The organism is Dactylosporangium sp. NPDC005555 (genome assembly GCF_040605635.1).
In the GTDB taxonomy this organism is placed as follows: domain Bacteria; phylum Actinomycetota; class Actinomycetes; order Mycobacteriales; family Micromonosporaceae; genus Dactylosporangium.
The window spans coordinates 84,805-108,049 of record NZ_JBEXDG010000016.1 but is presented as its reverse complement, the minus strand read 5'-3'; the positions used below and the strand labels follow the sequence as shown (position 1 = coordinate 108,049).

23 protein-coding genes and 1 pseudogene are annotated in these 23,245 nt (G+C 71.4%); 15 read left to right on the top strand and 9 right to left on the bottom strand.

What is annotated here, in order from left to right:
- The first annotated feature begins 109 nt into the window (after nucleotides 1-109).
- From mshA to ABZS58_RS20175, 4 genes are all read left to right on the top strand, one after another.
- Nucleotides 110-1,504 carry a D-inositol-3-phosphate glycosyltransferase gene (gene mshA / locus ABZS58_RS20190; protein ID WP_354783509.1) on the top strand — a complete coding sequence of 465 codons (1,395 nt, stop codon included), beginning with the start codon at nucleotides 110-112 and terminating at the stop codon, nucleotides 1,502-1,504.
- Nucleotides 1,501-2,022 (top strand): YbjN domain-containing protein, encoded by a 522-nt coding sequence (locus ABZS58_RS20185; protein ID WP_354783507.1) that lies wholly within the window; start codon nucleotides 1,501-1,503, stop codon nucleotides 2,020-2,022. Before mshA ends, ABZS58_RS20185 begins: the two co-directional genes overlap by 4 nt.
- A gap of 13 nt (nucleotides 2,023-2,035) precedes the next feature.
- Nucleotides 2,036-3,499 carry a glycosyltransferase family 39 protein gene (locus ABZS58_RS20180; protein ID WP_354783505.1) on the top strand — a complete coding sequence of 488 codons (1,464 nt, stop codon included), beginning with the start codon at nucleotides 2,036-2,038 and terminating at the stop codon, nucleotides 3,497-3,499.
- Between the two features lie 421 nt (nucleotides 3,500-3,920).
- Entirely contained in the window at nucleotides 3,921-4,856 is a 936-nt protein-coding gene (locus ABZS58_RS20175; RefSeq protein WP_354783503.1) for a chlorophyllase, read from the top strand.
- Here ABZS58_RS20175 and ABZS58_RS20170 read toward each other — a convergent pair.
- The 3 genes from ABZS58_RS20170 to ABZS58_RS20160 form a co-directional block, all read right to left on the bottom strand.
- Nucleotides 4,853-5,170, bottom strand: a complete 318-nt coding sequence (locus tag ABZS58_RS20170) for an STAS domain-containing protein (RefSeq protein ID WP_354783501.1) — start codon at nucleotides 5,168-5,170, stop codon at nucleotides 4,853-4,855. The two genes, ABZS58_RS20175 and ABZS58_RS20170, sit on opposite strands and share 4 nt — an antisense overlap.
- A gap of 30 nt (nucleotides 5,171-5,200) precedes the next feature.
- A complete protein-coding gene (locus ABZS58_RS20165; protein WP_354783652.1) occupies nucleotides 5,201-6,397 on the bottom strand; it encodes an MFS transporter in 1,197 nt (398 codons plus the stop codon).
- A gap of 75 nt (nucleotides 6,398-6,472) precedes the next feature.
- Complete coding sequence (locus ABZS58_RS20160; RefSeq protein WP_354783499.1) at nucleotides 6,473-7,708, bottom strand: MFS transporter; 1,236 nt, start codon at nucleotides 7,706-7,708, stop codon at nucleotides 6,473-6,475.
- A 63-nt stretch (nucleotides 7,709-7,771) separates the two neighbouring features.
- Between ABZS58_RS20160 and ABZS58_RS20155 the strand changes: the two genes are divergently transcribed.
- Nucleotides 7,772-8,524 carry a phosphoglyceromutase gene (locus tag ABZS58_RS20155; RefSeq protein WP_354783497.1) on the top strand — a complete coding sequence of 251 codons (753 nt, stop codon included), beginning with the start codon at nucleotides 7,772-7,774 and terminating at the stop codon, nucleotides 8,522-8,524.
- Between the two features lie 71 nt (nucleotides 8,525-8,595).
- On the opposite strand, the gene phoU is transcribed toward ABZS58_RS20155, so the two are convergent.
- Nucleotides 8,596-9,252: a phosphate signaling complex protein PhoU gene (gene phoU / locus ABZS58_RS20150; protein ID WP_354783495.1), complete on the bottom strand. Its 657-nt coding sequence runs from the start codon at nucleotides 9,250-9,252 to the stop codon at nucleotides 8,596-8,598.
- A gap of 193 nt (nucleotides 9,253-9,445) precedes the next feature.
- On the opposite strand from phoU, the gene ABZS58_RS20145 reads away from it, so the two are divergent.
- Nucleotides 9,446-10,504, top strand: a complete 1,059-nt coding sequence (locus ABZS58_RS20145) for an ATP-binding protein (protein ID WP_354783650.1) — start codon at nucleotides 9,446-9,448, stop codon at nucleotides 10,502-10,504.
- A 77-nt stretch (nucleotides 10,505-10,581) separates the two neighbouring features.
- Nucleotides 10,582-11,265: a response regulator transcription factor gene (locus tag ABZS58_RS20140; RefSeq protein ID WP_354783493.1), complete on the top strand. Its 684-nt coding sequence runs from the start codon at nucleotides 10,582-10,584 to the stop codon at nucleotides 11,263-11,265.
- Between the two features lie 146 nt (nucleotides 11,266-11,411).
- Here the strand turns inward: ABZS58_RS20140 and ABZS58_RS20135 are convergent, their stop codons facing one another.
- Nucleotides 11,412-12,041 carry a PilZ domain-containing protein gene (locus ABZS58_RS20135; RefSeq protein WP_354783491.1) on the bottom strand — a complete coding sequence of 210 codons (630 nt, stop codon included), beginning with the start codon at nucleotides 12,039-12,041 and terminating at the stop codon, nucleotides 11,412-11,414.
- A 44-nt stretch (nucleotides 12,042-12,085) separates the two neighbouring features.
- Complete coding sequence (locus ABZS58_RS20130) at nucleotides 12,086-12,733, bottom strand: acyltransferase (protein WP_354783489.1); 648 nt, start codon at nucleotides 12,731-12,733, stop codon at nucleotides 12,086-12,088.
- 91 nt (nucleotides 12,734-12,824) lie between these two features.
- On the opposite strand from ABZS58_RS20130, the gene ABZS58_RS20125 reads away from it, so the two are divergent.
- A complete protein-coding gene (locus ABZS58_RS20125; protein WP_354783487.1) occupies nucleotides 12,825-13,043 on the top strand; it encodes a hypothetical protein in 219 nt (72 codons plus the stop codon).
- A 23-nt stretch (nucleotides 13,044-13,066) separates the two neighbouring features.
- Here the strand turns inward: ABZS58_RS20125 and ABZS58_RS20120 are convergent, their stop codons facing one another.
- Entirely contained in the window at nucleotides 13,067-13,900 is an 834-nt protein-coding gene (locus tag ABZS58_RS20120) for a hypothetical protein (protein WP_354783485.1), read from the bottom strand.
- A 43-nt stretch (nucleotides 13,901-13,943) separates the two neighbouring features.
- Between ABZS58_RS20120 and ABZS58_RS20115 the strand changes: the two genes are divergently transcribed.
- Entirely contained in the window at nucleotides 13,944-14,873 is a 930-nt protein-coding gene (locus tag ABZS58_RS20115) for a Ppx/GppA phosphatase family protein (protein WP_354783483.1), read from the top strand.
- Nucleotides 14,874-14,913: 40 nt separating this feature from the next.
- Nucleotides 14,914-15,729: a sugar phosphate isomerase/epimerase family protein gene (locus ABZS58_RS20110; RefSeq protein WP_354783481.1), complete on the top strand. Its 816-nt coding sequence runs from the start codon at nucleotides 14,914-14,916 to the stop codon at nucleotides 15,727-15,729.
- 248 nt (nucleotides 15,730-15,977) lie between these two features.
- Here ABZS58_RS20110 and ABZS58_RS20105 read toward each other — a convergent pair whose 3' ends face one another.
- Together ABZS58_RS20105 and ABZS58_RS20100 are read right to left on the bottom strand one after the other, a co-directional pair.
- Entirely contained in the window at nucleotides 15,978-16,178 is a 201-nt protein-coding gene (locus ABZS58_RS20105; protein ID WP_354783479.1) for a cold-shock protein, read from the bottom strand.
- 202 nt (nucleotides 16,179-16,380) lie between these two features.
- Nucleotides 16,381-16,968: a CGNR zinc finger domain-containing protein gene (locus ABZS58_RS20100; RefSeq protein WP_354783477.1), complete on the bottom strand. Its 588-nt coding sequence runs from the start codon at nucleotides 16,966-16,968 to the stop codon at nucleotides 16,381-16,383.
- A 78-nt stretch (nucleotides 16,969-17,046) separates the two neighbouring features.
- Between ABZS58_RS20100 and ABZS58_RS20095 the strand changes: the two genes are divergently transcribed.
- The 5 genes and pseudogenes from ABZS58_RS20095 to ABZS58_RS20075 all read left to right on the top strand — a co-directional run bounded on the left by ABZS58_RS20095 (nucleotide 17,047) and on the right by ABZS58_RS20075 (nucleotide 23,220).
- On the top strand, nucleotides 17,047-17,967 hold the full coding sequence (locus tag ABZS58_RS20095; protein ID WP_354783475.1) for a proline dehydrogenase family protein: 921 nt from the start codon (nucleotides 17,047-17,049) through the stop codon (nucleotides 17,965-17,967).
- A gap of 87 nt (nucleotides 17,968-18,054) precedes the next feature.
- A complete protein-coding gene (locus ABZS58_RS20090) occupies nucleotides 18,055-19,983 on the top strand; it encodes a hypothetical protein (protein WP_354783473.1) in 1,929 nt (642 codons plus the stop codon).
- The gene (locus tag ABZS58_RS20085; RefSeq protein ID WP_354783649.1) at nucleotides 19,953-21,362 is read left to right on the top strand and encodes an efflux RND transporter periplasmic adaptor subunit; all 1,410 of its coding nucleotides are present in this window, start codon (nucleotides 19,953-19,955) and stop codon (nucleotides 21,360-21,362) included. Before ABZS58_RS20090 ends, ABZS58_RS20085 begins: the two co-directional genes overlap by 31 nt.
- Nucleotides 21,359-22,027, top strand: a pseudogene (locus ABZS58_RS20080) (ABC transporter ATP-binding protein); the annotation flags it as partial. The gene ABZS58_RS20085 and the pseudogene ABZS58_RS20080, both read left to right, overlap by 4 nt.
- A gap of 8 nt (nucleotides 22,028-22,035) precedes the next feature.
- Nucleotides 22,036-23,220, top strand: coding sequence for an ABC transporter permease (locus ABZS58_RS20075; RefSeq protein ID WP_354783471.1), 1,185 nt, complete (start codon nucleotides 22,036-22,038; stop codon nucleotides 23,218-23,220).
- The last annotated feature ends 25 nt before the right edge of the window (nucleotides 23,221-23,245 follow it).

Genomic DNA, 23,245 nt, shown 5'->3' with positions numbered 1-23,245 from the left:
GGCCCGGGAGCGTAGTGACCAACGCAACGGTGGGTAGACGGCCGTCCGCGAGGGAACATGGACGGTTGGGAAGATGTAATCGTCCGGCAACAGAAGAAGGAGCACCGACGTGGCGCGGGTCGACTCGCTGCACAGGCACACCCCGCATTCCCGTCGAACGCTTCCGCGGAGGGTCGCGACGCTGTCCGTGCACACGTCCCCGCTCGACCAGCCGGGCACCGGCGACGCCGGCGGCATGAACGTGTACATCGTGGAGGTCGCCGAGCGCCTGGCCAGGGCCGGTGTCGAGGTCGAGGTCTTCACCAGGGCGACGTGCAGCGAGCTGCCGCCGGTGGTGGAGATGGCGCCGGGCGTGCTCGTGCGGCACGTCATCGCGGGGCCGTTCGAGGGCCTCGCCAAGGAGGACCTGCCGGCGCAGCTGTGCGCGTTCACCAACGGTGTCCTGCGCGCCGAGGCGTCGAGGGCGCCCGGTTGGTATGACCTCGTCCACTCCCACTACTGGTTGTCCGGTCAGGTCGGGTGGCTGGCGAAGGACCGCTGGGGCGTCCCGCTGGTGCACACCGCACACACCCTGGCCAAGGTGAAGAACCAGCTGCTCGCCGACGGTGACAAGCCCGAGCCGATCGCCCGCGTCATCGGCGAGGAGCAGGTCGTGGCCGCGGCCGACAGCCTGGTGGCCAACACGCCCGCCGAGGCCGCCGACCTGATCGAGCTCTACGCAGCCGACCCGCGCCGGGTCAGCGTGGTCCCGCCGGGCGTCGACCTGGACACGTTCACGCCCGGTCCGCGGAACAGGAAGAAGTTCGGCCTGCCCGAGGACGCGCTCGTCGTGGCGTTCGTCGGGCGGATCCAGCCGCTGAAGGCGCCCGACGTGTTGCTGCGCGCCGCCGCCGAGCTGCGGGCCCGCGACCCCGAGCTGGGCGCGAAGCTGGTCGTCGCGGTCTGCGGCGGCCCCAGCGGCTCCGGGCTGGACCGGCCGACCGCGCTCATGGACCTCGCCGCCGACCTGGGCATCGCCGACTGCGTGCGGTTCCTCGCCCCGCAGCCGCGCGAGGACCTGGCGGAGCTCTTCCGCGCCGTCGACCTGGTCGCCGTGCCGAGCCACAACGAGTCGTTCGGCCTCGTCGCGATCGAGGCCCAGGCGTGCGGCACGCCGGTCGTCGCGGCCGCCGTCGGTGGCCTGGTGACCGCCGTGCGCGACGGTGTCTCCGGCGTCCTGGTCGACACCCACCGCCCGGCCGACTGGGCCGCGGTCCTCGGCGACCTCCTGGCTCACCCCGCCAGGCGCAAGGAGCTGTCCGAGGGAGCCGTCCGGCACGCCCGCGAGTTCTCCTGGAGCCACACCGCGAGCGGCCTGCTCGCCGCGTACCGCGACGCCCTCACCACCCACCGCGACACCGAGCTGCTGGCGGCGATGACCGGGCCGGAGCGTAGCGGAGCGGCCGGTCATCGAGGGGCCCAGCCTTTCGGGCGGCACTGGAGCGCAGCGGAGGTCACGCCATGACCGAGACCGTCGGCGAGCTGATCGAGCGGGTCTGTGAGGAGCGCGAGATCGCCTGGGAGAAGACCGGCGACAACGCCTACGTGGCGGTCCTGCCCGGCACCCACAAGCAGAAGACCAACTGCAACCTCATCGTGGGGGAGCACACGCTGCGCGTCGAGGCGTTCGTGATGCGCCACCCCGACGAGAACCGCGAGGCGTTGTGGCAGTGGCTCCTGCAGCGCAATTCGCGCATGTACGGGGTCGCGTTCAGCGTCGACACGGTCGGCGACGTGTACCTGATGGGCCGGCTGCCCCTGCACGCGGTCACCGAGGAGGAGCTCGACCGGCTGCTCGGGGCGGTGCTGACCTACGCCGACGAGAGCTTCGACCCGATGCTGGAGATCGGCTTCGGCTCCGCGATCCGGCGCGAGTGGGAGTGGCGGGTCAAGCGCGGCGAGCCGCTGGACAATCTTCGCGCGTTCACGGCTTTCGTGGAGAAACAGCCGAAACAGGGGGACATGGAAGCGGACCGATCGTAGCTACGCTGTGCCGGTGATCGAACGGTCGCCGCTTGCCTGGAAACCTGTCGGTGCGGTGGCGGCCTCGGCCTCCGTCGCGCTCCTGCTGACGATCAACCGGTATGACTACCACCGCGACGAGCTGTACTTCCGCATGCTGGGCTCGCACCCCACGTGGGGCTACGTCGACCAGCCGCCCTTCACGCCGCTGCTGATCCGGGCGTGCGTCGAGGTGTTCGGCGACTCCGTGTGGGCGATCCGGCTGCCCGGCGTGCTGTTCCTGGCCGCGGCGGTCTTCCTGCTCGCCCTCATCGCCCGCGAGGCCGGCGGCGGCGCGGTCGCGCAGACGCTCGCCGGGACCGGTGCGCTGACCACCTTCGCACTGGTCTCCACGCACCTGACGCTGACCACGGGACCCGATCTGCTGGTCTGGCTCGCGGTCGTCCTGTGCGTCATGCGCGCGTCGCTGCGGGAGCTGCCACGGTACTGGCTGGTGGCCGGGCTGGTCACCGGGCTCGCGCTGTACAACAAACACCTCGTCATCCTGCTGCTGCTCACGTTCGCGGCGGGGGTGCTCATCGCCGGGCCGCGCAGGCTCCTGCTGTCGCCGTGGCTGTGGGCCGGCGCCGGCATCGCGGTCGTCGTCGGGCTGCCCAACCTGCTGTACCAGATCACCAACGACTTCCCGCAGCTCGACATGGCCTCGGCCCTGGCGGAGAACAAGGGCGACGAGGCCAGGATCACCCTGATCCCGCTGCAGCTGGCGTGGCTGGGCCCGCTCTTCGTGCCGGTCTGGATCGCGGGCATCGTGACGCTGCTGCGGAACCCGGCGCTGCGCCCGGTCCGCGCGTTCGGGGTGGCGTACCCGTTGATGCTGGTCCTGCTGTTCGCCGTCGCCGGCCAGCCGTACTACACGGTCGGGCTGCTGTGCGCGCTGTTCGCGATCGGTGCGGTGCCCGTCGAGCGGCGCGTCACCCGGCGCTGGATCCTCGTCGCGGGGGCGGCCGTCAACGTGGGCGTCGCGATCCTGACGTCGCTGCCGGTGCTGCCCGTCGACCTGATCGGTGACACGCCGGTCCCCGCGATCAACCAGGGCATCTCGGATCAGATCGGATGGCAGCAGTACGTGCGGCAGGTCGCCGACGTCTACGAGGCCCTCCCGGCGCAGGACAAACCGAACACGGTGCTCGTCACTGGCAACTACGGCGAGGCCGGCGCCCTGGACCGCTACGGCAGGGACCTGCGCCTGCCCGATGTCTACAGTGGACACAACGAGCTGTGGTGGCTCGGCCCGCCGCCCGAGTCGGCGACCGTGGTCGTGCTCGTGACGCAGGGCGACCCGGCCCGCGCGACGGCATTCGGATCGTGCGACCTGAAAGCCGAGCTGGACAACGGTTACGGCGTCGAGAACGAGGAGCAAACAGCTCGCGTCTTCGTGTGCCGGGGTCTGACGGGCACCTGGGCCGACCTGTGGCCGAGCTTCCAACATTTCGATTGATTTCAATTATTTCAAGTATGTGAGCGAGCCGACAGTCCCGGTACTTGTCGCTGCATTTCCTCGCCGCGTACCGTCGATCACGGATACCGGCGATTCCTGAAGTTGGGGAGCGACGGGGGTGTTTCTGGGCCGCGAGGCCCACTCGCGGTGGTCTGTCCGGGCGGGGCGACCACTGCAACCGGCGGCACCGCGCGGTCGAAAGACCGCAGCAGAGCGGGTGGTCGTGGACTGGGGGTGCACGCCACCCGCTGCCGCCGGTACGAGCCCCAAACTTAAGTCGGGCGTAAAGACGCACGCGGTTCCAGAGCCGTAGTTTCCTCGCATGCGGATGCGGGGCGCTGTCGCCGGTCTCTTGCTCGTCGTCGCGCTGGCGGGCTGCGGCAGCAAGGCCAACCAAGCCGATTCTTCAGAAAATCCGGAAATGCCGGCCTCGACGTCGGATTCCGCCGCCGTGGACGACGGTGCCGCCGCGCTCGCCGCCGCCGGGGCCGCGCCGTCCGGGTCGGCGTCGGCCGCCGCTTCGAAGAGCGCCGCGCCGGCGGTCAAGGCGCCCACCCAGACGTTCGCCGTCGGGGTCAGCACGTTCACCTTCACCAGGGCCGGCCGCACCCTGCGCACCCTCGTCTTCTACCCGGCGACCGGCTCGGCGGGCGGCTCGCCGAAGAGCAACGCGGGTGTCGCCGCCGGAAGGTTCCCGCTCGTCCTGTGGAGCCACGGGCTGCACGGCTCGCCCGAGGGCTACCAGGGCGTGACCGCGAAGATCGCCGCCGCCGGGTTCGTCGTCGCCGCGCCCGCGTACCCGTTCACCAACTCCGCGGCGAACCCCTTCAACCAGAACGACATGGGCAACCAGCCCGCCGACGCCTCCGCCGTCATCACCGAGGTGCTCAAGCTCGACACGAAGGCGGGCGCCGCCCTCGCCGGCCACATCGAGACCGGCCGGGTCGCCGCGGGCGGCCACTCGGCGGGCGGCTACACCACCGCGGGCATGCTGTCCGGCTCGGGCCGCGACGCCCGGCTCAAGGGCGGCATCATCGTCTCCGGCGGCGGCATGGGCGGCAAGTTCAGCGGCGTCAGCACCCCGGTCCTGTTCATCCACGGCGACGCCGACGCCACCGTGCCCTACAGCAGCGGCCGTTCGCTCTACGACGGCTGCACCTGGCCGAAGGCCTTCCTGACCCTGCTGAAGGGCGACCACGGCGGCGGCCTGTTCGGGTCCACCCCGGCCAACCAGGCGGTCTCCAAGACGATGCTCGACTTCCTGCGCTTCACCCTGTACGGCGACAGCGCCGCGAAGTCCCGCCTGCGCACCGACGCCACGGTGACCGGCGCCGCCAAGTACGACGGCACCATCTAGGCGACCGCGAACACGTCCAGGAGGCCGGTCAGGCGCAGCTGGGCGTAGGCGAGGGGGCGCGGGTTGCGCAGGCTCAGCTTGCAGCCGGCCTCCTGCGCCACCTTCCAGCAGCTGACGAGCGCGCCGATGCCGGCCGAGTCGAGCACGGTCACCTCGGCCAGGTCCACCGTCAGCGTCCTCGGCCGGAAGACGGGCAGCACCGCCCGCACCGCTTCGGAGAGGTGGTCGCGGGTGGCGAGGTCGAGCTCCCCGTCGAGCCGGATGACGACCGTGCCGGGGTCCGGTGCCTCGAGGCTCGCCGTCAGTCCGTCCACTACGCCCCCTGTCACGTTGAGGGGCGGCGTCTACCCCGCGACGGGCACCTCTAAACGCCGGATTTCGGCGCGGGCGACCCGGCGCTCCCGGGCGGGCTGGATCAGCAGGTGGCCGATGGCGGCGACCGCGCCGAGGCAGCCGCAGATCACCCAGTGCCAGTCGCCCAGGTACTCCAGGCTCGCGCCGCCGGCAGCGGGGGCGATGAAGCTCGCCGCCGGGAAGATCAGGTAGAACACGCTCTGGTACCGCCCGCGCAACGCCTCCGGCGACAGTTCCGCGATGACGGCGGCGTTCGGTGGCGCGGCCAGCATCGAGCCGACCGTCCACACGGTCGCGGCGAGCAGGTAGCCGGGCACGTCCGCGGCGAGCGCGACGCAGGCGAAGCCGAGCCCCAGGAACACGTTGGCGACGGCGAGGGTGGTGCCCTTGCGCCACCGGTCGATGAGCTTCGGCACGAAGAGCTGCCCGGCGACGATGAGCAGGCCGGCGTACGCGACGACCGAGCCGTACACGGTGGGGCGCAGCCCGTCGGCGGTGATGGCGAGCGGCAGGATCGTCGAGCTCTGCAGCGTGACGACGGCGAGCAGCAGGCTCAGCCCGACGAACGACAGGAACGCCCGGTCGGTCAGCGCCGTGTGCAGCCCACCCTGAGAGCCGCCCTGCGGCCCGTCCGGTGTCGCGGGGGCCGGTGGTTTCGTCTCCCGCACCTTCCACACCAGCAGCAGCGCCGTCACCAGCGTGCCGGCCGCGTCGACGGTGAACAGGAGCGTGAAGCTGACCTCGGCGAGCGCGCCGGCGATCAGCGACGCCGCGGCCATGCCGAGGTTGAACGCCCAGAACTGCAGGTTGAACGCGCGGCCGCGGTCGCCGGTGGGCACCACGTCGACGATCGCGGCGACGAACGCCGGGCCGGGCATGGCGTGCATGAGGCCGAGCAGCGCGGCGAGGGCGGCGATCGCGGGGATGTACTGCGTCACGGCGAGCCCGGCGAGGAACACCACGGCGCCGAAGTGCGACAGCAGCAGCGTCGGCCGGCGCCCCCACCGGTCCGCGAGCACGCCGCCGAGCAGGACGCCGGCGATCCCGCCGATGCCGTAGAGGCCGACGACGAGGCCCGCGGCGCTGGGCTTCAGGCCCCGGTCGGAGGTGAGGTACAGCGACAGGACCAGCGCGACGAACCCGCCGACGCGGTTGATGAGCATGCCGGTCCAGAGGTACCAGTACATCCTCGGCAGGCCACCGATCGTGGACCGGTACCACACACGCACAGTTGCTCCAGGAATCGTTAACGCTCTTAACAGTTAGATCTTAGCCAGCTCGGTCCGCTCCTCCGCGGCGGCGGTCAGGGCCGCCACCCGGCGCTCCCGCGCGGGCACGGCGAGCAGGCTCCACAGCGCGGCGGCCAGGCCCAGCCCGAGGCAGCCCAGCCACAGCGTGGTGTTGCCGGCCAGGTCGCGGACCGCGCCGCCGAGCGTCGGTGCCAGGAACGCCGCCGCCTGCCACGACAGGCTGTAAGCGGCCTGATAGCGCCCCCGCATGTCCACCGGGGACAGGCCGGCCAGCAGCGCGGCGGTGGAGGGCGCGTTGAGCATCTCGCCGACGGTCCAGAGCAGCACGGTCGCCGCGTACCAGACCGGGGCGTGCGCGAAGGCGGTGAGCCCGAAGCCGATCCCCAGCACCACCGCGGCGACGGGCGCGACCAGGGCCTCCCGGCGGCCGGTGAGCAGCCGGGTGACGAGCGGCTGGCCGAGCACGATGAGCACGCCGTTGAGCGCGATCACCACACCGAACGTGCGCGGGCTCAGCCCGTCGTCGATCATCGCGATCGGCAGCATCGAGGAGTGCTGCATCAGCACCAGCGCGATCAGCAGGTTGCACACGACGAAGCCGAGGAACACCCGGTCCCGGCCGAGCGCGCCCAGGCCCGTCGCGTGGTGGTGCCGCGGGACGTGTTCCGGCCTGGTCTCACGGATCTTCACCGCGATGAGGACCGCCGCGGCCGCCGTGGTCACGGCGTCGGCGACGAACAGCGTCAGATAGCCGGCGCCGGCCGCGAACCCGGCCAGGACGGCGGCCGTGGCGAACCCGAGGTTGATCGCCCAGAAGTACACCGAGAACGCCCGGCCGCGGTCGGGCGCGGGCACCAGGTCGGCGATCATCGCGCCGAGCGGCGGGCGGGCCCCCTCGGCGGCCATGCCCAGCGCGAGCGCGCCCACCATGATCGCGACGCGGTCATGTGCCAGGCCCAGGGCGACCATCAGCACCGACGCCGAACCCATCGCCAGGAGCACCGTCGGCCGCCGGCCCCAGCGGTCGGTCAGATGCCCGGCGATGGTGACGCCGACCGCACCGCCCAGCCCGTAGAGGCCGAGGACGAGCCCGGCGGTCGACCCGCTGAAGCCCCGCTCGGTCGTCAGGTAGATCGTCAGGAAGATGCCGACGAACCCGCCGGCCCGGTTGATCAGCGTGGCGGTCCAGACGATCCAGAACTGGGCCGGCAACCGGTTCCGGTGGTGCTTTTGTAAGCTGCGAGGCACGCCCGCATCCTTACATCGGAGGTCCGGTGCTGTCGAAGTGATTCGGTGCGGGAAGATTGCGGCATGAGTGAAGTCGGGACACTGGTGCTCTTGCGGCACGGTGAGAGCGAGTGGAACGCGAAGAACCTGTTCACCGGCTGGGTCGACGTGGACCTCAGCGCCCAAGGAGAGGCCGAGGCCCGTCGGGGCGGCGAGCTGATCCGTGAGTCCGGTCTGCTGCCGGATGTGGTGCACACGTCAGTGCTGCGCCGTGCCATCCGCACCAGCGAGATCGCCCTGCACGCCGCCGACCGGCACTGGATCCCGGTCCAGCGCAACTGGCGGCTCAACGAGCGGCACTACGGTGCCCTGCAGGGCAAGAACAAGAAGCAGACCCTGGAGGAGTTCGGCGAGGAGCAGTTCATGCTCTGGCGCCGCTCCTACGACGTGCCGCCGCCGCCGATCGCCGACGACGACGAATGGTCGCAGGCCGCCGACCCTCGCTACGCCAACCTCCCGCCGGACATCCGTCCGCGCACGGAGTGCCTCAAGGACGTCGTGCAGCGCATGCTGCCGTACTGGTACGACCAGATCGTCCCGCAGCTGCTGGCCGGCCGCACCGTGCTGGTCGCGGCGCACGGCAACTCGCTGCGCGCCCTGGTGAAGCACCTCGACGGGATCTCCGACGAGGCCATCGCCAAGCTCAACATCCCGACCGGCATCCCGCTGCGCTACGACCTCGACGCGGCGCTGCGGCCGGTCACGGCCGGCGGCACCTACCTGGACCCGGAGGCGGCCAAGGAGGCCGCGGCCGCGGTCGCCAACCAGGGCCGCTAGGTTTTTTCCGAGGAGGGGGCCGTTCCGCGGCCCCCTCCTCTTTGCTTTGCCGTGCTTCTTGCTGTGCCGCGCTATGCCTGCGCTGTGTCGAACGCCTCGCCCGTGACGAGGAACACCACGTGCCGACCGGCGTTGACCGCGTGGTCGGCGTAGCGCTCGTAGAAGCGGCCGAGCAGCGCCGTGTCGACCGCGGCCTGGGTGCTCTCGGTCCACTTCGGGCCGAACATGCTCTCGAACAGGCTGGTGTGCAGCTTGTCCATCTCGTCGTCGTCGCGGTCCAGCTGGCCGGCGGCGACCACGTCGAGGTTGGAGATCGCGCGCGAGATCTTGCCCGCGATCCGGTCGGCGACCAGCCCCATCTGCTCGAACGTCTCGGTCAGCGCGACCGGGACGGCGACGTCGGGCAGCCGGCGCAGCGCCGTCTTCGCGACGTGGTCGGCGAGGTCGCCCATGCGCTCGAGGTCGGTCGCGAGGTGCAGCGCGGTCAGCACGACGCGCAGGTCGGAGGCGACCGGCGCCTGGCGGGCGCAGAGGTCGTAGACCTTGTCCTCGACGAGCCGGTAGAGGGCGTTGACCTCCGCGTCGCGGGCCACGACCTCCTCGGCCTCGGTCTGGTCGGCGGTGAGCAGCGCCTTCGTGGCGCGGACCATCGCGCTGCGGACGGCGTCCGCCATCGACACCAGTAGACGGTTGACCTGCAGCAGGTCGGCACGGTATTCGTCGCGCATAGTTCTCCTATCGTGGTGTCCCTCACCGTAGGTCGCACGTGGACGTGGCCGGTGAACTTCATCCCGCGCGAGGGTGAACACTGGGTGATGTGAGCCCGTTTCGTGCCCTGGACCACCGTCCGTCGGGTAAGCGACCTCCTACCATCAGGTCGTGGATTGGAAGTTCCGGCAGTCGAAGGCTGACAGCGCGGCGATGGACTCGGCGATGACCGAGATCCTCGACGCGTTGCTCGTCGGTGTCGTCGTCCTCGACGAGACCGACCGGCCCGTGCTGGCCAACGCGGCGGCCCGCGAGATGGGTCTCATCCGGCAGCGTCAGGGCGCGCCTGAGGAGGCGCACACCATCGTGCGCACCCTCGCCGCCCAGGTCCGGCGCAACGGGGTGACCAGGGTGGTCGAGCTCGACCTGCCCCGCCTCACCCACGGCGACCCGCTCGGCGTCAACGTGCGGGCGGTCTCGCTCGACGGCGGCCGGGTCGCGATCGAGGCCGCCGACGTCACCGAGTCGCACCGGGTCGCCAGGGTCCGCCGCGACTTCGTCGCCAACGTCAGCCATGAGCTCAAGACCCCCGTCGGGGCGTTGCAGCTGCTCGCCGAGGCGCTGCTGGACGCGACCGACCAGGACCCCGCCGCCGCGATCCGGTTCGCCGAGCGGATCAAGCACGAGTCGGCCCGGCTCGGCCGGCTCGTCTCGGAGCTGCTGGAGCTGTCGCGGCTGCAGGGCGCCGAGCCACTGCCCGAGCCCGAGCCCGTCGACGTCGACAAGATCCTCGTCGAGGTGCTCGACCGCACGAAGACGCCCGGCGCCGCCAAGAAGATCGAGGTCGCCTCCGACGGCCCGCGCGGCCTGATCGTCTACGGCAACGAGAATCAGCTGGTCACCGCCGTGGTCAACCTCGTGGAGAATGCGATCGCCTACTCGCCGGAGTCGACGACGGTCACCGTCACGACCCGCGAGGAGGCCGGCCTCATCGAGATCGTGGTCGCCGACCAGGGCATCGGCATCGAGCCGCGGGACATCGACCGGATCTTCGAGCGCTTCTACCGGGCCGACCGCGCCCGCTCCCGGGCGACCGGCGGCACCGGCCTTGGCCTGGCGATCGTCAAGCACATCGCCACCAATCACGGCGGCCGCGTCGACGTGGTCAGCAGTGTCGGAGTTGGCTCGACGTTCACCCTGCGGCTTCCCGCGCGTCCGACGGAGGCCGCGCTGGCGATACCGCCGTCCGCTGAGATCGGAGGGGCTCCATGATCGTGACCCAATCGCAACATCAGACCCGCGGTTCGCAGCGCAGTGCGGCTCCCCGGCAGCTACGAAAGGACAGCACGTTGGCGCGCGTACTCGTGGTCGAGGACGAAGAGTCCATCTCCGACCCGTTGTCGTACATGCTTCGCAGGGAGGGCTTCGAGGTCTCCATCGCGGCGACCGGCACCGAGGCTCTCACCGAGTTCGACCGCACCGGAGCGGACATCGTCCTGCTCGACCTGATGCTGCCGGAGATGTCGGGCACCGAGGTCTGCCGCCAGATGCGGACCAAGTCCAACGTGCCGATCATCATGATCACGGCCCGGGACAGCGAGATCGACAAGGTCGTCGGCCTGGAGATCGGCGCCGACGACTACGTCACCAAGCCGTATTCGCCGCGCGAGCTGGTCGCCCGCATCCGAGCGGTGCTGCGCCGGCAGGTCGACGCGCCCGGCGAGCTCGCCCCGCCGACGCTGTCCGCCGGGCCGGTCCGCATGGACGTCGACCGGCACGTCGTCACGGTCGCCGGCGACGCCGTGCAGCTGCCGCTGAAGGAATTCGAACTGCTCGAGCTGCTGCTGCGCAACGCCGGCCGGGTCCTCACCCGCGGCCAGCTGATCGACCGCGTCTGGGGCGCCGACTACGTGGGCGACACCAAGACCCTCGACGTGCACGTCAAGCGGCTGCGCTCGAAGATCGAGCCGGAGCCCTCGGCTCCGCGCTTCATCGTCACCGTCCGCGGCCTCGGCTACAAGTTCGAGCCGTAGGCCGGCTGTCACTAGCTGCCCCACCGCAAGCGGCGGGTCCGGTCCCGTCTGTATGGCCACCGAGTTGACCTTGGAGACTTTGGCTGCCTCCGACGAGACAAAGTCTCCAAGGTCAACGGGATGTCCGGGCTCCGGGCACGCAAGCTCTATCCAGCGTTCGCCACTGACTCGCGGGCCCTTCGGCGCTCTTCCATCTCGCGCCGGAGGACGTAGCCGCGGATCGCCCGGCCCATGATCTCGGTCGTCTCGTACGTGATGATCACGTCGAAGGCGTCGTTCTCGGGGTCGCGGCGGACGAACAGGACCGTGCCGCGGATCGCGATCGTCTCCTCGTCGAGCGCGATCCGCAGGTCGACCCGGTCGTCCCGGTCGAAGCGGTCCTCGTGCAGCCGACACCGCACGCCGCCCTCGGACAGGTCGATGACCCGCCCGCGGAACGCCGTGCCGTCCCTGCTGACCTCCACGGCCTCGCCGCCGCCACCGCGCACGTAGTTGCGCCTGGTCTGCAGCCGCACCGACCCGACGGCCTCCAGCGACCAGCGCGGCGGCTGCTCCTTGCTGAGCTCGACCAGCCGCACGTCGACGGCCTGCCGCCGGTCGCCCGCCACCCAGGCCAGCTCGACGGAGGTGCCGAGCTTCGGCATGTCGGTGCCGTTGACGCCGAACGGCGCGGCGACGGTCAGCCGCTTGCCGGTCATGTCTTCGACGCGGGACTGATAGGCCTCGCCGTCCATCAGCACCACGTCGACCAGAGCGTTGATCGCGGGCAGGGTCACGCCTTCACGTTCGGCCGATCGTCCGCCGACTTGAGGCCGGCGTGCTACGAGTCGAGTGCCTCACGCCACTCGTACGGCTTGGCGTAGTGCCCGGGCATGCACACCAGCTCCGAGGTCTTGCGCTTCTCCCGCGCCGGGCTGCCGGCGACGACGGTGTCCGGTGCCACGTCCCGGGTCACCACCGACCCCGCGCCGACCAGCGACCGGGCGCCGATCCGGACACCGGGCAGGATCGTCGCGTTGCCGCCGATCGAGGCGTCGTCCTCGACCGTGGCGCCGCCCACGCACTCGTCGTACCGCGGGCACGGCGGGTGCGGGTCGTCGGTGAACACGACACCGGGGCCGAGGAACACCCTGCGGCCGAGCGTCACGTTCTCCAGGAAGCAGTGCGAGTGCACCCGGCTCCCGTCGCCGATCCGGTTGCCCGGTTCGAGGACCGCGTTGGTGCCCACCGAGCACCCGTCGCCGATGACGTTGTTCTCCCGGATCATCGCCCCGTGCCCGGACTGGAACCGCGCCCCGATCCGCGCCCCCGCGTAGATCACGGTCCCGGACCGGATCCGGCTCCCCGGCCCGATGATCGTCGGCAGTTCGCCGGGCGCCGCGCCGCGGGGCGGCACCCCGATCCGCGCACCGGGCTCCACCACGGTGCCCTCACCCAGCTCCACGCCGGGGAAGATCTCTTCGGTCACCAGACGAACCTATTGCACCGCGGGGCGTCGCCGCCGCCGGGTTCCCGCGTTGTCACACACTCGACACCGCCGACCCGTAGCGTTTCCGGGGGTGCGCAGCTTCAACTCCGGCCCCGCCGGGACGATCATGATGCTGGTCGGCGCGATCCTCGCCGCCAGCTCGGCCTGGACCGCGATCACCCGCTCGGACTGGCCCGAGGCCCTGCCCAGCATGCTCATCGGCCTGTCCCTGACCGCCGTCGGCTACTCCCTGTTCTCCAGGGCCCGCCGCACCGGCTCCCGGCCCCACCCGCCGGCCGACGAGGACTGAGCCGGTCCGCGCGTGCTCGCCTGTCAGGCCAGGCGGGTCGGCAGGAGGGTCAGGGCGACGGTCGTCGCCGGGTGCGGGGCGACCATGCCCTGCTTCGCGCGCTCCGCGCACAGGTCGGCGAGCTTCGCGTAGGCGGAGCGGCCGATGAGGGCGACGAGCTCCGCCTCGTACTCCTGGTAGAGCCGCTTCGCGCCGACGTGTGCCTCCGGGGAGGACGTGCACCACCAGTGCAGGTCGTGGCCGCCCTCGCCCCAGCCGCGGCGGTCGAACTCGCCCAGCGTGGAGACGAGGATCTTCGTGCCGTCGGGCCGCTTGCGCCAGTCCTGGTCGCGGCGCACGGGCAGCTGCCAGCAGACGTCAGGCTTGTATTCCAGGGGGTGTACGCCGTCGCGGAGCGCCTGGCCGTGCAGGGCGCAGCCGCCCCCGCCGGCGAAGTCGGTGTCGTTCTGGAAGACGCAGCCGGCGCCGGGGCGGGTCGCGGTGCGCAGGGCCTTCGACTCGCCGTCGATGGTGTCCCATTCGGTGTAGTTCTTGAAGCCGCGGCGGTAGTGCTGCCAGTGCTCCGGGCCGAGGCGCTTCGCGGCGGCGCGGACCCGCTTCTCGTCGTCGGCGTCGGTGAAGAACGCGCCGTGCGAGCAGCAGCCCTCCTCGGCCTTGCCCTCGATGATGCCGTGGCAGCCCTGCCCGTAGACGCACGTCCAGTTGGACAGCAGCCAGGTGAGGTCGGCGCGCACGAGGTGGTCGGCGTCGGCGGGGTCGTAGAACTCCAGGAACTCCCGCGGGAAGTCGAGATCGACCTCCAGGTCACGGGGCGCTTCGGAGTCGCCGATGCGGTCGACCGCGACGTGAATCTCCATTTGACGAAGGGTACGCGTCCTGTAGCGGCATTACGGTGAAGGGATGCGGCTCGGTGTGCTCGACGTCGGATCCAACACGGTCCACCTGTTGGTGGTCGACGCCCATCACGGCGCACATCCGTGGCCCGCGCACTCGCAGAAGGCGGAGCTGCGGCTCGCGGAGAGGATCGGCAAGGACGGCGAGCTCAGCAAGGCCGGCGCCGACAGTCTCGTCGCCGCGTGTGCGGAGGCGCGCGACGCGGCGGCCGGTCTGGAGACCGACGACCTTCTGGCGTTCGCGACGTCGGCGGTGCGAGACGCGAAAAACTCGGCGAGAGTGCTGCGGAGGGTCCGCGAGGAGACGGGCGTCGACCTGCAGGTCCTGTCGGGCGAGGCCGAGGCGATCATGACGTTTCTGGCGGTGCGCCGCTGGTTCGGCTGGTCCGCCGGGCGGCTGCTGGTGATGGACATCGGCGGCGGCTCGCTGGAGCTGGCGACCGGCATCGACGAGGAGCCCGACGTGGCACTGTCGGTGCCGCTCGGCGCGGGACGGCTGACCCGAGACCGCATCGACGGCGACCCGCCGACCAGGGCGTCGGTCGAGGCGCTGTGCGAATACGCGGAGGCCGAGGTCGCGAAGCCGGTCAAGCGGCTCCTGGACGCGGGCTGGGACCGGCCCGTGGCCACCTCGAAGACGTTTCGGACCCTCGCCCGGCTGGCCGGCGCGGCGCCTTCGTCCGCCGGGCCCCGCGCACCGCGGAAGCTGACCAGGGTGGGGCTGCACCAGGTGCTCTCGTTCATCCGGAGGATGCCGTCGGCGGCCCTCGCCGAGATCGACGGGGTCAGCCCGGGCCGCGCCCATCAGATCCTCGCCGGCGCGGTCGTGGCCGAGGTGACGATGCGCAACCTCGGCATCGACGAGGTCGAGATCTGCCCGTGGGCACTGCGCGAAGGGGTGATTCTTCGCCGGTTGGAAGTACTGGAGTCCAGTTGATCGACGGGAGACGTTAGGGCACGCGGGCTAGCCTGGGGGAGTGAGCCCTCGAGTGCCGGTGCTGCTGTCCACCTCGTCCGTCTTCCCCGAGCCGACCGCGGCCGGGTTCGAGATGGCCGCCGCCGTCGGCTACGACGGCGTCGAGGTCATGGTCTGGTCCGACGCGGTGAGCCAGGACGCGGGCGCCCTCGCCGGCCTGTCGAAGCACTACGGCGTGCCGGTCCGATCGGTGCACGCGCCCTGCCTGATGGTGACCCAGCGGGTGTGGAGCCCCGACCCGTGGGAGCGGCTGCGGCGGGCCGCGATGCTCGCCGACACCCTCGGCGCGCCCGTCGTCGTGGTCCACCCGCCGTTCGCCTGGCAGCGGGAATACGCACGGACGTTCGAAACCGGCCTGACCAAGCTCGGCAGGCAGTTCCCCGGGATCCGGTTCGCGGTGGAGAACATGTTCCCGCTGCGCGGCGTCGGCCGGGAGTTCGTGCCGTACGCGCCGGGCTGGGATCCCACGATCACCGGCTTCGACGCCTACACCCTGGACCTGTCCCACTGCGCGGCGTCACGGACCGACGCGATCGCGCTGGCCGACACGATGGCGGCGGGCCTGGCCCACGTCCACCTCGGCGACGGCACCGGCAAGGGCCGCGACGAGCACCTGGTCCCCGGCCGGGGCACCCAGCCGTGCGCCGAGCTGCTGGAGTCGCTGGGCCGGCGCGGCTTCACCGGGTCGGTCGCGGTCGAGGTCGGCACCCGCAAGGCGAGCAGCAGGACTGAGCGGGAAGCCGACCTCGCGGAGTCCCTGCGCTTCGCCCGCAGGCACCTGGCCACCACCCCGACCGCCGCCCCGAGCAAGGTCTGACAGAGGTCCCTGGGCAAGTCCGGCGCTCGCCGTCACCCCCGGATAAGTCCGGCGCAAGCGCCAGACTTATCCGACATATCGTATTTGTCCGACGGGAAAGTGCCCTGCGCGGCGCTGGAACCGACCGGGAAGACCGGCGACCGGTCCGGCCGAGCCGAGGCGAGGCGGTGGGGCGGCGTCGAGATGTCGGCGGGGCGGGAAAAAGCCCGGCACGCCGAGTCGCGCGCCGGGCCGTGAAGTCTCGACGGTCAGAGCTTGCGGACGGATTCGGCCTGGGGGCCCTTCGGGCCCTGCTTGATCTCGAACTCGACGCGCTGGTTCTCGTCGAGGCTGCGGTAGCCGTCCTCGGTGATGGCGGAGAAGTGGACGAAGACGTCGTTGCCGCCGTCGACGCTGATGAAGCCGAAGCCCTTCTCAGCGTTGAACCACTTCACGGTTCCCTGTGCCATGGTGCTGTTTCTCCTTCGTAGGGCGTTGTGATCCGGCGCGTGCCCGGGTGTCGAGGGCCGCGAACGGAAGTCACGCCCCAACATCGCCCTGACCCGACCGCCCGACATGTCCGACAGCTCGGGCAGGCCGGGCGCGCGGTGAAGCGAACCACAACACGCAAGATATGCCGAAGTCGGCAGCGTCCGTGGCGGTTTCCAGCACTTACGCGGTCACGACGGCCCGATCGGCCTCGCCGACTGCGACCTGCGACGGTGCGGGTGCGGCGCCGGTTTCGGCGGCACGCTTGCGCGCCCGGTGCGCAGCGACGTGCGACCTGGTCGCGCACCGCTCCGAGCAGAAGCGCCGGCAGCAGTTGGACGACGTGTCCAGGTAGACGTTGCCGCAGCGCTCGTCCGCGCACACGCCGAACCTGGAACTGCCGTGCTCGCACAGCCACACCGCCAGGCCCCACGCCGCCCCGGCGAGCAGCTCCGAACTGACCGACGATCCGCGACCGGTGACGTGCATATGCCAGTCGTGGGTGTCGTGACCGGAGATGCGCGGCTGCATCGGATATGCCTCCAGCAGCGCGTTGAGCTCGGCGACGGCGGCCATGTCGCGGCCGGAAGAGCCGTGCTCGAACACCTCCCGCAGCCGCTTGCGGGCACGCCGGAACGCGATGAGGTCGCGTTCCGTCGCCTCGGCGGTCTGCCAACTGTCCTCGCCGAACAGCGCGGCGAGATCCTGCATGCTTTCGAGCGGCGCGTTGACGATGTCGACAGCGGTCCGCGCATACGCGTCGAAGTCCACCCGACCAAGGTAGTCAAGAAATGCCACACTGGCGACCAGGCGTCACCGCGGGCGTGTGGTTCTGTCTACGCTCGGCACATGCTCAGATCGGTCATCCTCGCCGCCGCCCGCTCACATCGGGTCGAGCGAATCGTTGAAACCGCCCCGGTCAGCCGGAGCATCGTTCGCCGTTTCATCGCCGGTGAGCACGTGGAGGACGCGCTGCGACGCACCCGCGAGCTCGTCGCCGACGGACTGGCCGTCACCATCGACCACCTGGGCGAAGACACCACCAACCCCCAGCAGGCCGAGGCGACCCGGGACGAATACCTGCGGCTGCTCGACGCCCTGCACGCCGCCGAGCTGACCCCGGCCGCCGAGGTCAGCCTGAAGCTCTCCGCGCTCGGCCAGGTCTTCGACGAGAAGCTCGCCTATGAGCACGCCCGCGCGATCTGCGCCAAGGCGAGCGAGGCCGGCACCACCGTCACCCTCGACGCCGAGGACCACACGACGACCGACTCGACCCTGGAGGTCCTCGGCCGGCTGCGCGCCGACTTCCCGACCACCGGCGCCGTCGTGCAGTCCTACCTGCGCCGCACCGAGGCCGACTGTCGCGAGCTGGCCGTCAGTGGCTCCCGCGTCCGGCTGTGCAAGGGCGCCTACAAGGAGCCCGAGTCGGTGGCCTACCAGTCCCGCCTCGACGTCGACAAGTCGTACGTGCGCTGCCTCAACGTCCTGATGGCCGGCTCGGGCTATCCGATGATCGCCACGCACGACCCCCGGCTGGTCGCCATCGGTGAGGACCGGGCCAAATGGTTCGACCGCAACCCCGACGAGTTCGAGATCCAGATGTTGTACGGCGTGCGCCCCGACGAACAGCTGCGCCTCGCCCGGCTCGGGTACACCGTGCGGGTCTACCTTCCGTACGGCACCCAGTGGTATGCGTACATGATGCGGCGGCTGGCCGAACGCCCCGCCAACCTCGGATTTCTCGCCAGAGCGGTCGCTACGAAGCGATAGCGGACATTCCGGAAAGTTACGGCCTTACCCTGCATCTCGTCCGTACGGGCGACGCGCCGCCTTGACCGGGTCGCGTACGTTCCGGCAGTGATGCAGGGGGATGAGGCTGACGCGACCAACGGACCGGACACCGCACCGGACCCGGTCTCCGCGCGTCCCCCGCTGCCCCGGCCGCGTCCCGCCTTCGAATCGGAGCCCGAGCCCGTCGCCGCCCCGATGTGGGTGGCGCCGGACTCGCCGTCGCCGCAGCCGCTGACCGTGCCGCAGTGGCCGCGGACGTCGGCGCAGCCGGTCGCGCCCTGGCCGCCGGCCGGGCCGTTCCCGCCGCGGATGGGCAACACCGGTCAACACCCGATCGTGCAGCCGCGGATCGGTGACACCGGCCAGCACCCGGTCGTGCAGCCGCCGCGGATGGGCGGCACCGGCAACACCGGCCAGCACCCGGTCGTCCCGCAGCAGCACGTCCCGCAGCAGCCAGGACCGCACCAGACGGCGCAGTTCCCGCTGGTACCGCAGCCGCAGGGGCCGCACCAGACGGGGCAGTTCCCCGTCGTACCGCAGCAGCAGCAGCGGAACGAGCCCGGCTTCGCGCCGCCGTCCGGCCCGCACCTCGGGGTGCCCTCGCAGGCCGGGCCGCTGATGTATCCGCCGCGGCACATCCCGCAGCAGTACGGCTACCAGTCGCCCTACCCGCAGCCGTATCCGCCGCAGGTCCCGCCGAAGCGGGGAAGGATCACCGGGCTGCGCGCGGCGCTGCTGGTGGCGCTCGCGCTGGTGCTGGTGACGCCGCCGGCGGCGATCGCGTTCGAGACCGTCCGCCGGGAGCGGACCGCCGCCGGCGGCGCCCAGGACGTCGCCCCGGGCGCCCGCAACCCCGAGCAGACCGACGCCCGGCCCGGCGCGAGCGGCTCCCCGAAGACCCCGCCCACGTCGGTGGACGGCAAGGTCAAGCAGGCCCTCACCGACCAGGGCGCGGCGCTGCTCAAGGGCGACGCCGCCGGGTTCGTCGCGGCCGTCGACCCGTCCGCGGGCGCGTTGCGCGAGGAGCTCACCAGACGGTTCGACTCGCTGCGGCAGCTCCAGGTGAAGGTGTGGGAGCCGACGGTCCTGGACGCGGTCAAGGTCGCCGGCGACAACACCGCCGACGTGATCGTCTACGTCCGGTACTGCTATGTCGTCGACACCTGCGACCCGATGAACCTCGAGACGAAGACGAAGTGGAACGTCACCGCCGACGGGGTGAAGCTGCTCGAGTTCGGCGTCGCCGAGGACCTCGGCCCGCGGCCGTGGGAGCGCAGCGAGCTCAGGGTCGCCGTCGGCAAGCGGGTCATCATGGCGACGACCCCGAAGTACGCGTCGCGCCTCACCACGATGCTCAACGCGGCGGAGAAGGCCGCTGAGCTGTCGGACCGCTACTCGAAGTGGGCGCCGCCGCCGTCGCGGTACGTCGTCTACCTCGCCGGGCCCGATGAGTGGTCGACCTGGTACGGCATCCGGCAGGAGAGCTGGGTCGCCGGGTTCGCGCTGCCGCTGACCGCCGACGCGACCGAGATCGTGCTCAACGCCAACCGGGTCGACGTGAAGGAGACCCTGGACGTGCTACGGCACGAGTTCACGCACGTCGTGACGCTGTCGAAGGTCGCCCGCGCCTACGACCAGACGTGGTGGCTCGTCGAGGGCATCGCCGAGTACGTGCGCGTGCAGGGCATCGGCGGCAAGTTCGACGACGTCGCGACGGTCCGCAAGTACGTGCAGAGCGGCCGCTGGGCGAACGAGATCGCGATGGACGACCCGCCGGAGGGCACCAGCTCCGCCGACGTCAGCGGCCGGTACGGCGTGGCGTACCTGGCGGTCAACCGGATGGCGGAGCGCTTCGGCGAGGCGAAGATGCTGGAGTTCTTCGACCTCACCGCCAGGCAGGGTGAGCCGCTCGACACCGCCGCGACGAAGGTCTACGGCGTGTCGTGGGACAACGTGTCCACCGACTGCGTGAAGTACGTGCGCAACCACATCTAAGAGCCCGTGGCAGACTTACGGGCGTGAATCGCGTTCCCCCGCGTGTTCAGTTGCTGGTCGCCGTCCTCACGGTCTTCTCCCTCACCGGCGCGTCCTGCTCCGAGGAGGTCGACGACATCGGGCTCGGCACCGCCGGCCGTGGTGACGTCGTCGAGGTCGTCGACGCGCCGGCGACCGTCACCGCCCGGGCCGCGGCGACCCTGACCGCGGCGGCCGACGGCACCCTTGCCACCCTCGCGGTGCGCCCCGGCGACACGGTCCAGGCCGGGCAGGTCCTGGCCGTCGTCGACTCCCCGTCCGCCCAGCAGCGGCTGCGCGGCGCTGAGGAGGCCCTCGAAGCGCTCAAGGGCGCCGGCGGTGGCGGAGGCGGGGTCAAGGGCCTCTCCGCGACGCAGAAGAAGACCGACGACGCCGCGGCCCGGGCGTTCGGCGAGGCCCGCAAGGCCGCCCAGGTGATCGCCGATGCCACGGTACGAGCCGGGCTCCTGGCCCAGATCGACTTCGCCGAGAGGTCCTACCAGGAGGCCGCCGCGTCCGCCCGTGCGGTGATCACCGCGGTCCAGCGCGGCCTGGCCAGCGTGACGAAGGCCATGGCGGCGTTGACGGCGGCCCAGCGCAGCCAGGCGCAGGCGGCGTACGACCTGGCGAAGTCCACCGTCGACGCGCTGACGCTGCGGGCCCCGGTCGCCGGGGTCGTCCAGCTCGGCGGCACGTCGGCCGCGTCGGCACCGTCGATCACCGACCTGCTCGGCGCGGCCGGCTCCGCGCTTCCGGCGGGTGGCGCGGCGCCCGGCGGCCCGGCGGGCGCCGCCGGCCCGGGCGTCGACCCGGCCGTCCCCGTCGGCGGCCAGGTGAGCGCCGGGACCGCGATCCTCACCGTCGTCGACGTGTCGCAGCTCGGGCTCATGGCGGAGATCGACGAGACCGACGTGCTGCTCGTCCAGCCCGGCGTCACCGCCGAGGTCGAGCTCGACGCCGCGCCCGGCGCCACCTACTCCGCGACGGTCACGTCCGCGGACGTCCTGCCGTCGACGTCGGCACGCGGCGGCGTGTCGTACCGGTCGAGGCTCACCCTCAGCGGAGGCGCCTTCGCCGACGGCCGGCCCGCCCCGGCACCCCGCCCCGGCATGAACGCGGTCGCGCACCTGCGGGTCCGCCAGATCAGCGACGCGGTGACGGTGCCCGCGGCGGCCGTGTTCAACGTCGCCGGCAAGGACGTCGTGTGGCTCGTCAGGGACGGCAAGGCGGTCCAGGCACCCGTCAGCGTCGGCGTCTCCGGCCAGGACCGGGTCCAGGTGCTCAGCGGCGTCGCCGACGGCGACCGGGTCGTCGTCCGCGGCACCGACAAGGTCAAGCAGGGCATGGACCTGCCCCGATGACCGCGGCCCTGCTCGCGCGCGACGTGACCCGGGAGTACGCCCTCGACGGCGTCACCGTCCCGGCGCTGCGCGGGGTCAGCTTCACCGTCGACGCCGGTGACTACGTCGCGATCATCGGCCCGTCGGGCTCCGGCAAGTCGACCCTCATGCACCTGCTCGGCGGCCTGGACCGGCCCACGACCGGGACGCTGGAGATCGGCGGCCGCGACGTCTCCGGCCTCGACCCGCAGGACCTGGCGAAGCTGCGCAACGAGACGATCGGGTTCGTCTTCCAGTCGTTCCATCTGCTCGCGCGTACCAGCGCCGTCGACAACGTCGCGCTGCCGCTGGTCTACCGGGGCATGCGCGCCTCCGAACGGCGCCGACGGGCGGCCGCGATGCTGGAGCGGGTCGGGCTCGGTCACCGCCTCGACCACCGGCCCAACCAGCTGTCCGGCGGCGAGCAGCAGCGGGTCGCGATCGCCCGCGCGCTGGTCACCGACCCGCAGGTGCTGCTCGCCGACGAGCCGACCGGCAACCTCGACACCCGCAACGGGCAGGCGGTCCTCGCGTTGCTGGAAGCGCTCAACGGCGAGCAGGGCGTCGCGCTCGTCGTCGTCACCCACGACAACGAGGTCGCCGACCGCGCCCACCGCAAGATCGTCATGCGCGACGGCGAGATCGTGCCGGCGTCATGAGGTTCGCCGAGGCGTGGCGCGTCGCCATCGACGCGCTGCGTGCCAACCGGCTCCGCTCGACGCTGACCATGCTCGGCGTGATCATCGGCGTCGCCGCCGTGGTGGTCCTGGTCGCCATCGGCACCGGCACCAAACAACAGATCGAACAGCAGGTCGAAGGGCTCGGCTCGAACCTGCTCATCGTCCTGCCGGGGCAGGTGAGCCTCGGCTCGGCGCCGTCGGTGTCGCGGATGGACCTCTCCGACGTCGACGCCGTGTCGAAGATCGTCGGGGACCGCAACCGGGTCGCCGTCACCGTCGCCTCGGGCGAGACCGTCGCGGCCGGCAACGTCGACACGTTCGCCACGATCAACGGCGTCATCGAGACCACGCCGCAGGTGTTCGTCCGCAGCCTGGCGCGTGGCACGTACCTGAGCCGCAGCGACGTCGACACGTCCCGCCGGGTCGCGGTCCTCGGGTGGCGCGTGGCGAAGACGCTGTTCGGCGAGCGCGACGCCGTCGGCCAGCAGATCACCATCGCCGGCGTGCGCTTCCGCGTCATCGGGGTCTTCGCGCAGCTCGGGCAGAGCCTCGGCGTCGACCGCGACAACGAGGTCCACGTCCCGATCACCACCGCGCAACGCCTGCTCGGCACCAACCGCGTCGACGGGATCGCGATCAAGGCGCCGAACCGGGAAGAGATCAACGATCTCAGCGCCCGCATCATCGCCGAGCTCGGCCGCCGCCACCCCGGCACCGAGTTCAGCGCCGTCACGCAGGAGCAGATCCTCGGCGTGCTCGGCGACATCCTCGGCGTGCTCACCGGTGTCCTCGCCGCGATCGCCGGCATCTCCCTGCTCGTCGGCGGGGTCGGCGTCTCCAACATCATGCTCGTCTCCGTCCGGGAGCGGACGAAGGAGATCGGTCTGCGCAAGGCGGTCGGCGCCAGACCCCGCGACATCGGCGTGCAGTTCCTGCTCGAGGCGGTGCTGCTCACCACGCTCGGCGGCTTCATCGGGATGGGACTGGGCATCGGCGCCGCCCTTGTCGTTGCCGCGTTGTCGCCGGTGCCGGCGGCGATCACCTGGTGGTCGCTCGCCCTGGCCTTCGGGGTCTCCGCCGCCGTCGGCATCATCTTCGGCGTGGTCCCGGCACAGCGGGCCGGCCGTCTCGACCCCGTCGTGGCGCTGCGCACCGAGTAACTTGACCTTGACGGGAAAGATTCCG

Coding starts and splice junctions, on each gene's coding strand:
- ABZS58_RS20120 (WP_354783485.1), bottom strand. CDS start 13,900: ATGGAGATTCACGTCGCGGTCGACCGCATCGGCGACTCCGAAGCGCCC.
- ABZS58_RS20145 (WP_354783650.1), top strand. CDS start 9,446: ATGGACTCGGCGATGACCGAGATCCTCGACGCGTTGCTCGTCGGTGTC.
- ABZS58_RS20095 (WP_354783475.1), top strand. CDS start 17,047: ATGCTCAGATCGGTCATCCTCGCCGCCGCCCGCTCACATCGGGTCGAG.
- ABZS58_RS20115 (WP_354783483.1), top strand. CDS start 13,944: ATGCGGCTCGGTGTGCTCGACGTCGGATCCAACACGGTCCACCTGTTG.
- ABZS58_RS20165 (WP_354783652.1), bottom strand. CDS start 6,397: ATGTACTGGTACCTCTGGACCGGCATGCTCATCAACCGCGTCGGCGGG.
- phoU (WP_354783495.1), bottom strand. CDS start 9,252: ATGCGCGACGAATACCGTGCCGACCTGCTGCAGGTCAACCGTCTACTG.
- ABZS58_RS20155 (WP_354783497.1), top strand. CDS start 7,772: ATGAGTGAAGTCGGGACACTGGTGCTCTTGCGGCACGGTGAGAGCGAG.
- ABZS58_RS20075 (WP_354783471.1), top strand. CDS start 22,036: ATGAGGTTCGCCGAGGCGTGGCGCGTCGCCATCGACGCGCTGCGTGCC.
- ABZS58_RS20185 (WP_354783507.1), top strand. CDS start 1,501: ATGACCGAGACCGTCGGCGAGCTGATCGAGCGGGTCTGTGAGGAGCGC.
- ABZS58_RS20175 (WP_354783503.1), top strand. CDS start 3,921: ATGCCGGCCTCGACGTCGGATTCCGCCGCCGTGGACGACGGTGCCGCC.
- ABZS58_RS20105 (WP_354783479.1), bottom strand. CDS start 16,178: ATGGCACAGGGAACCGTGAAGTGGTTCAACGCTGAGAAGGGCTTCGGC.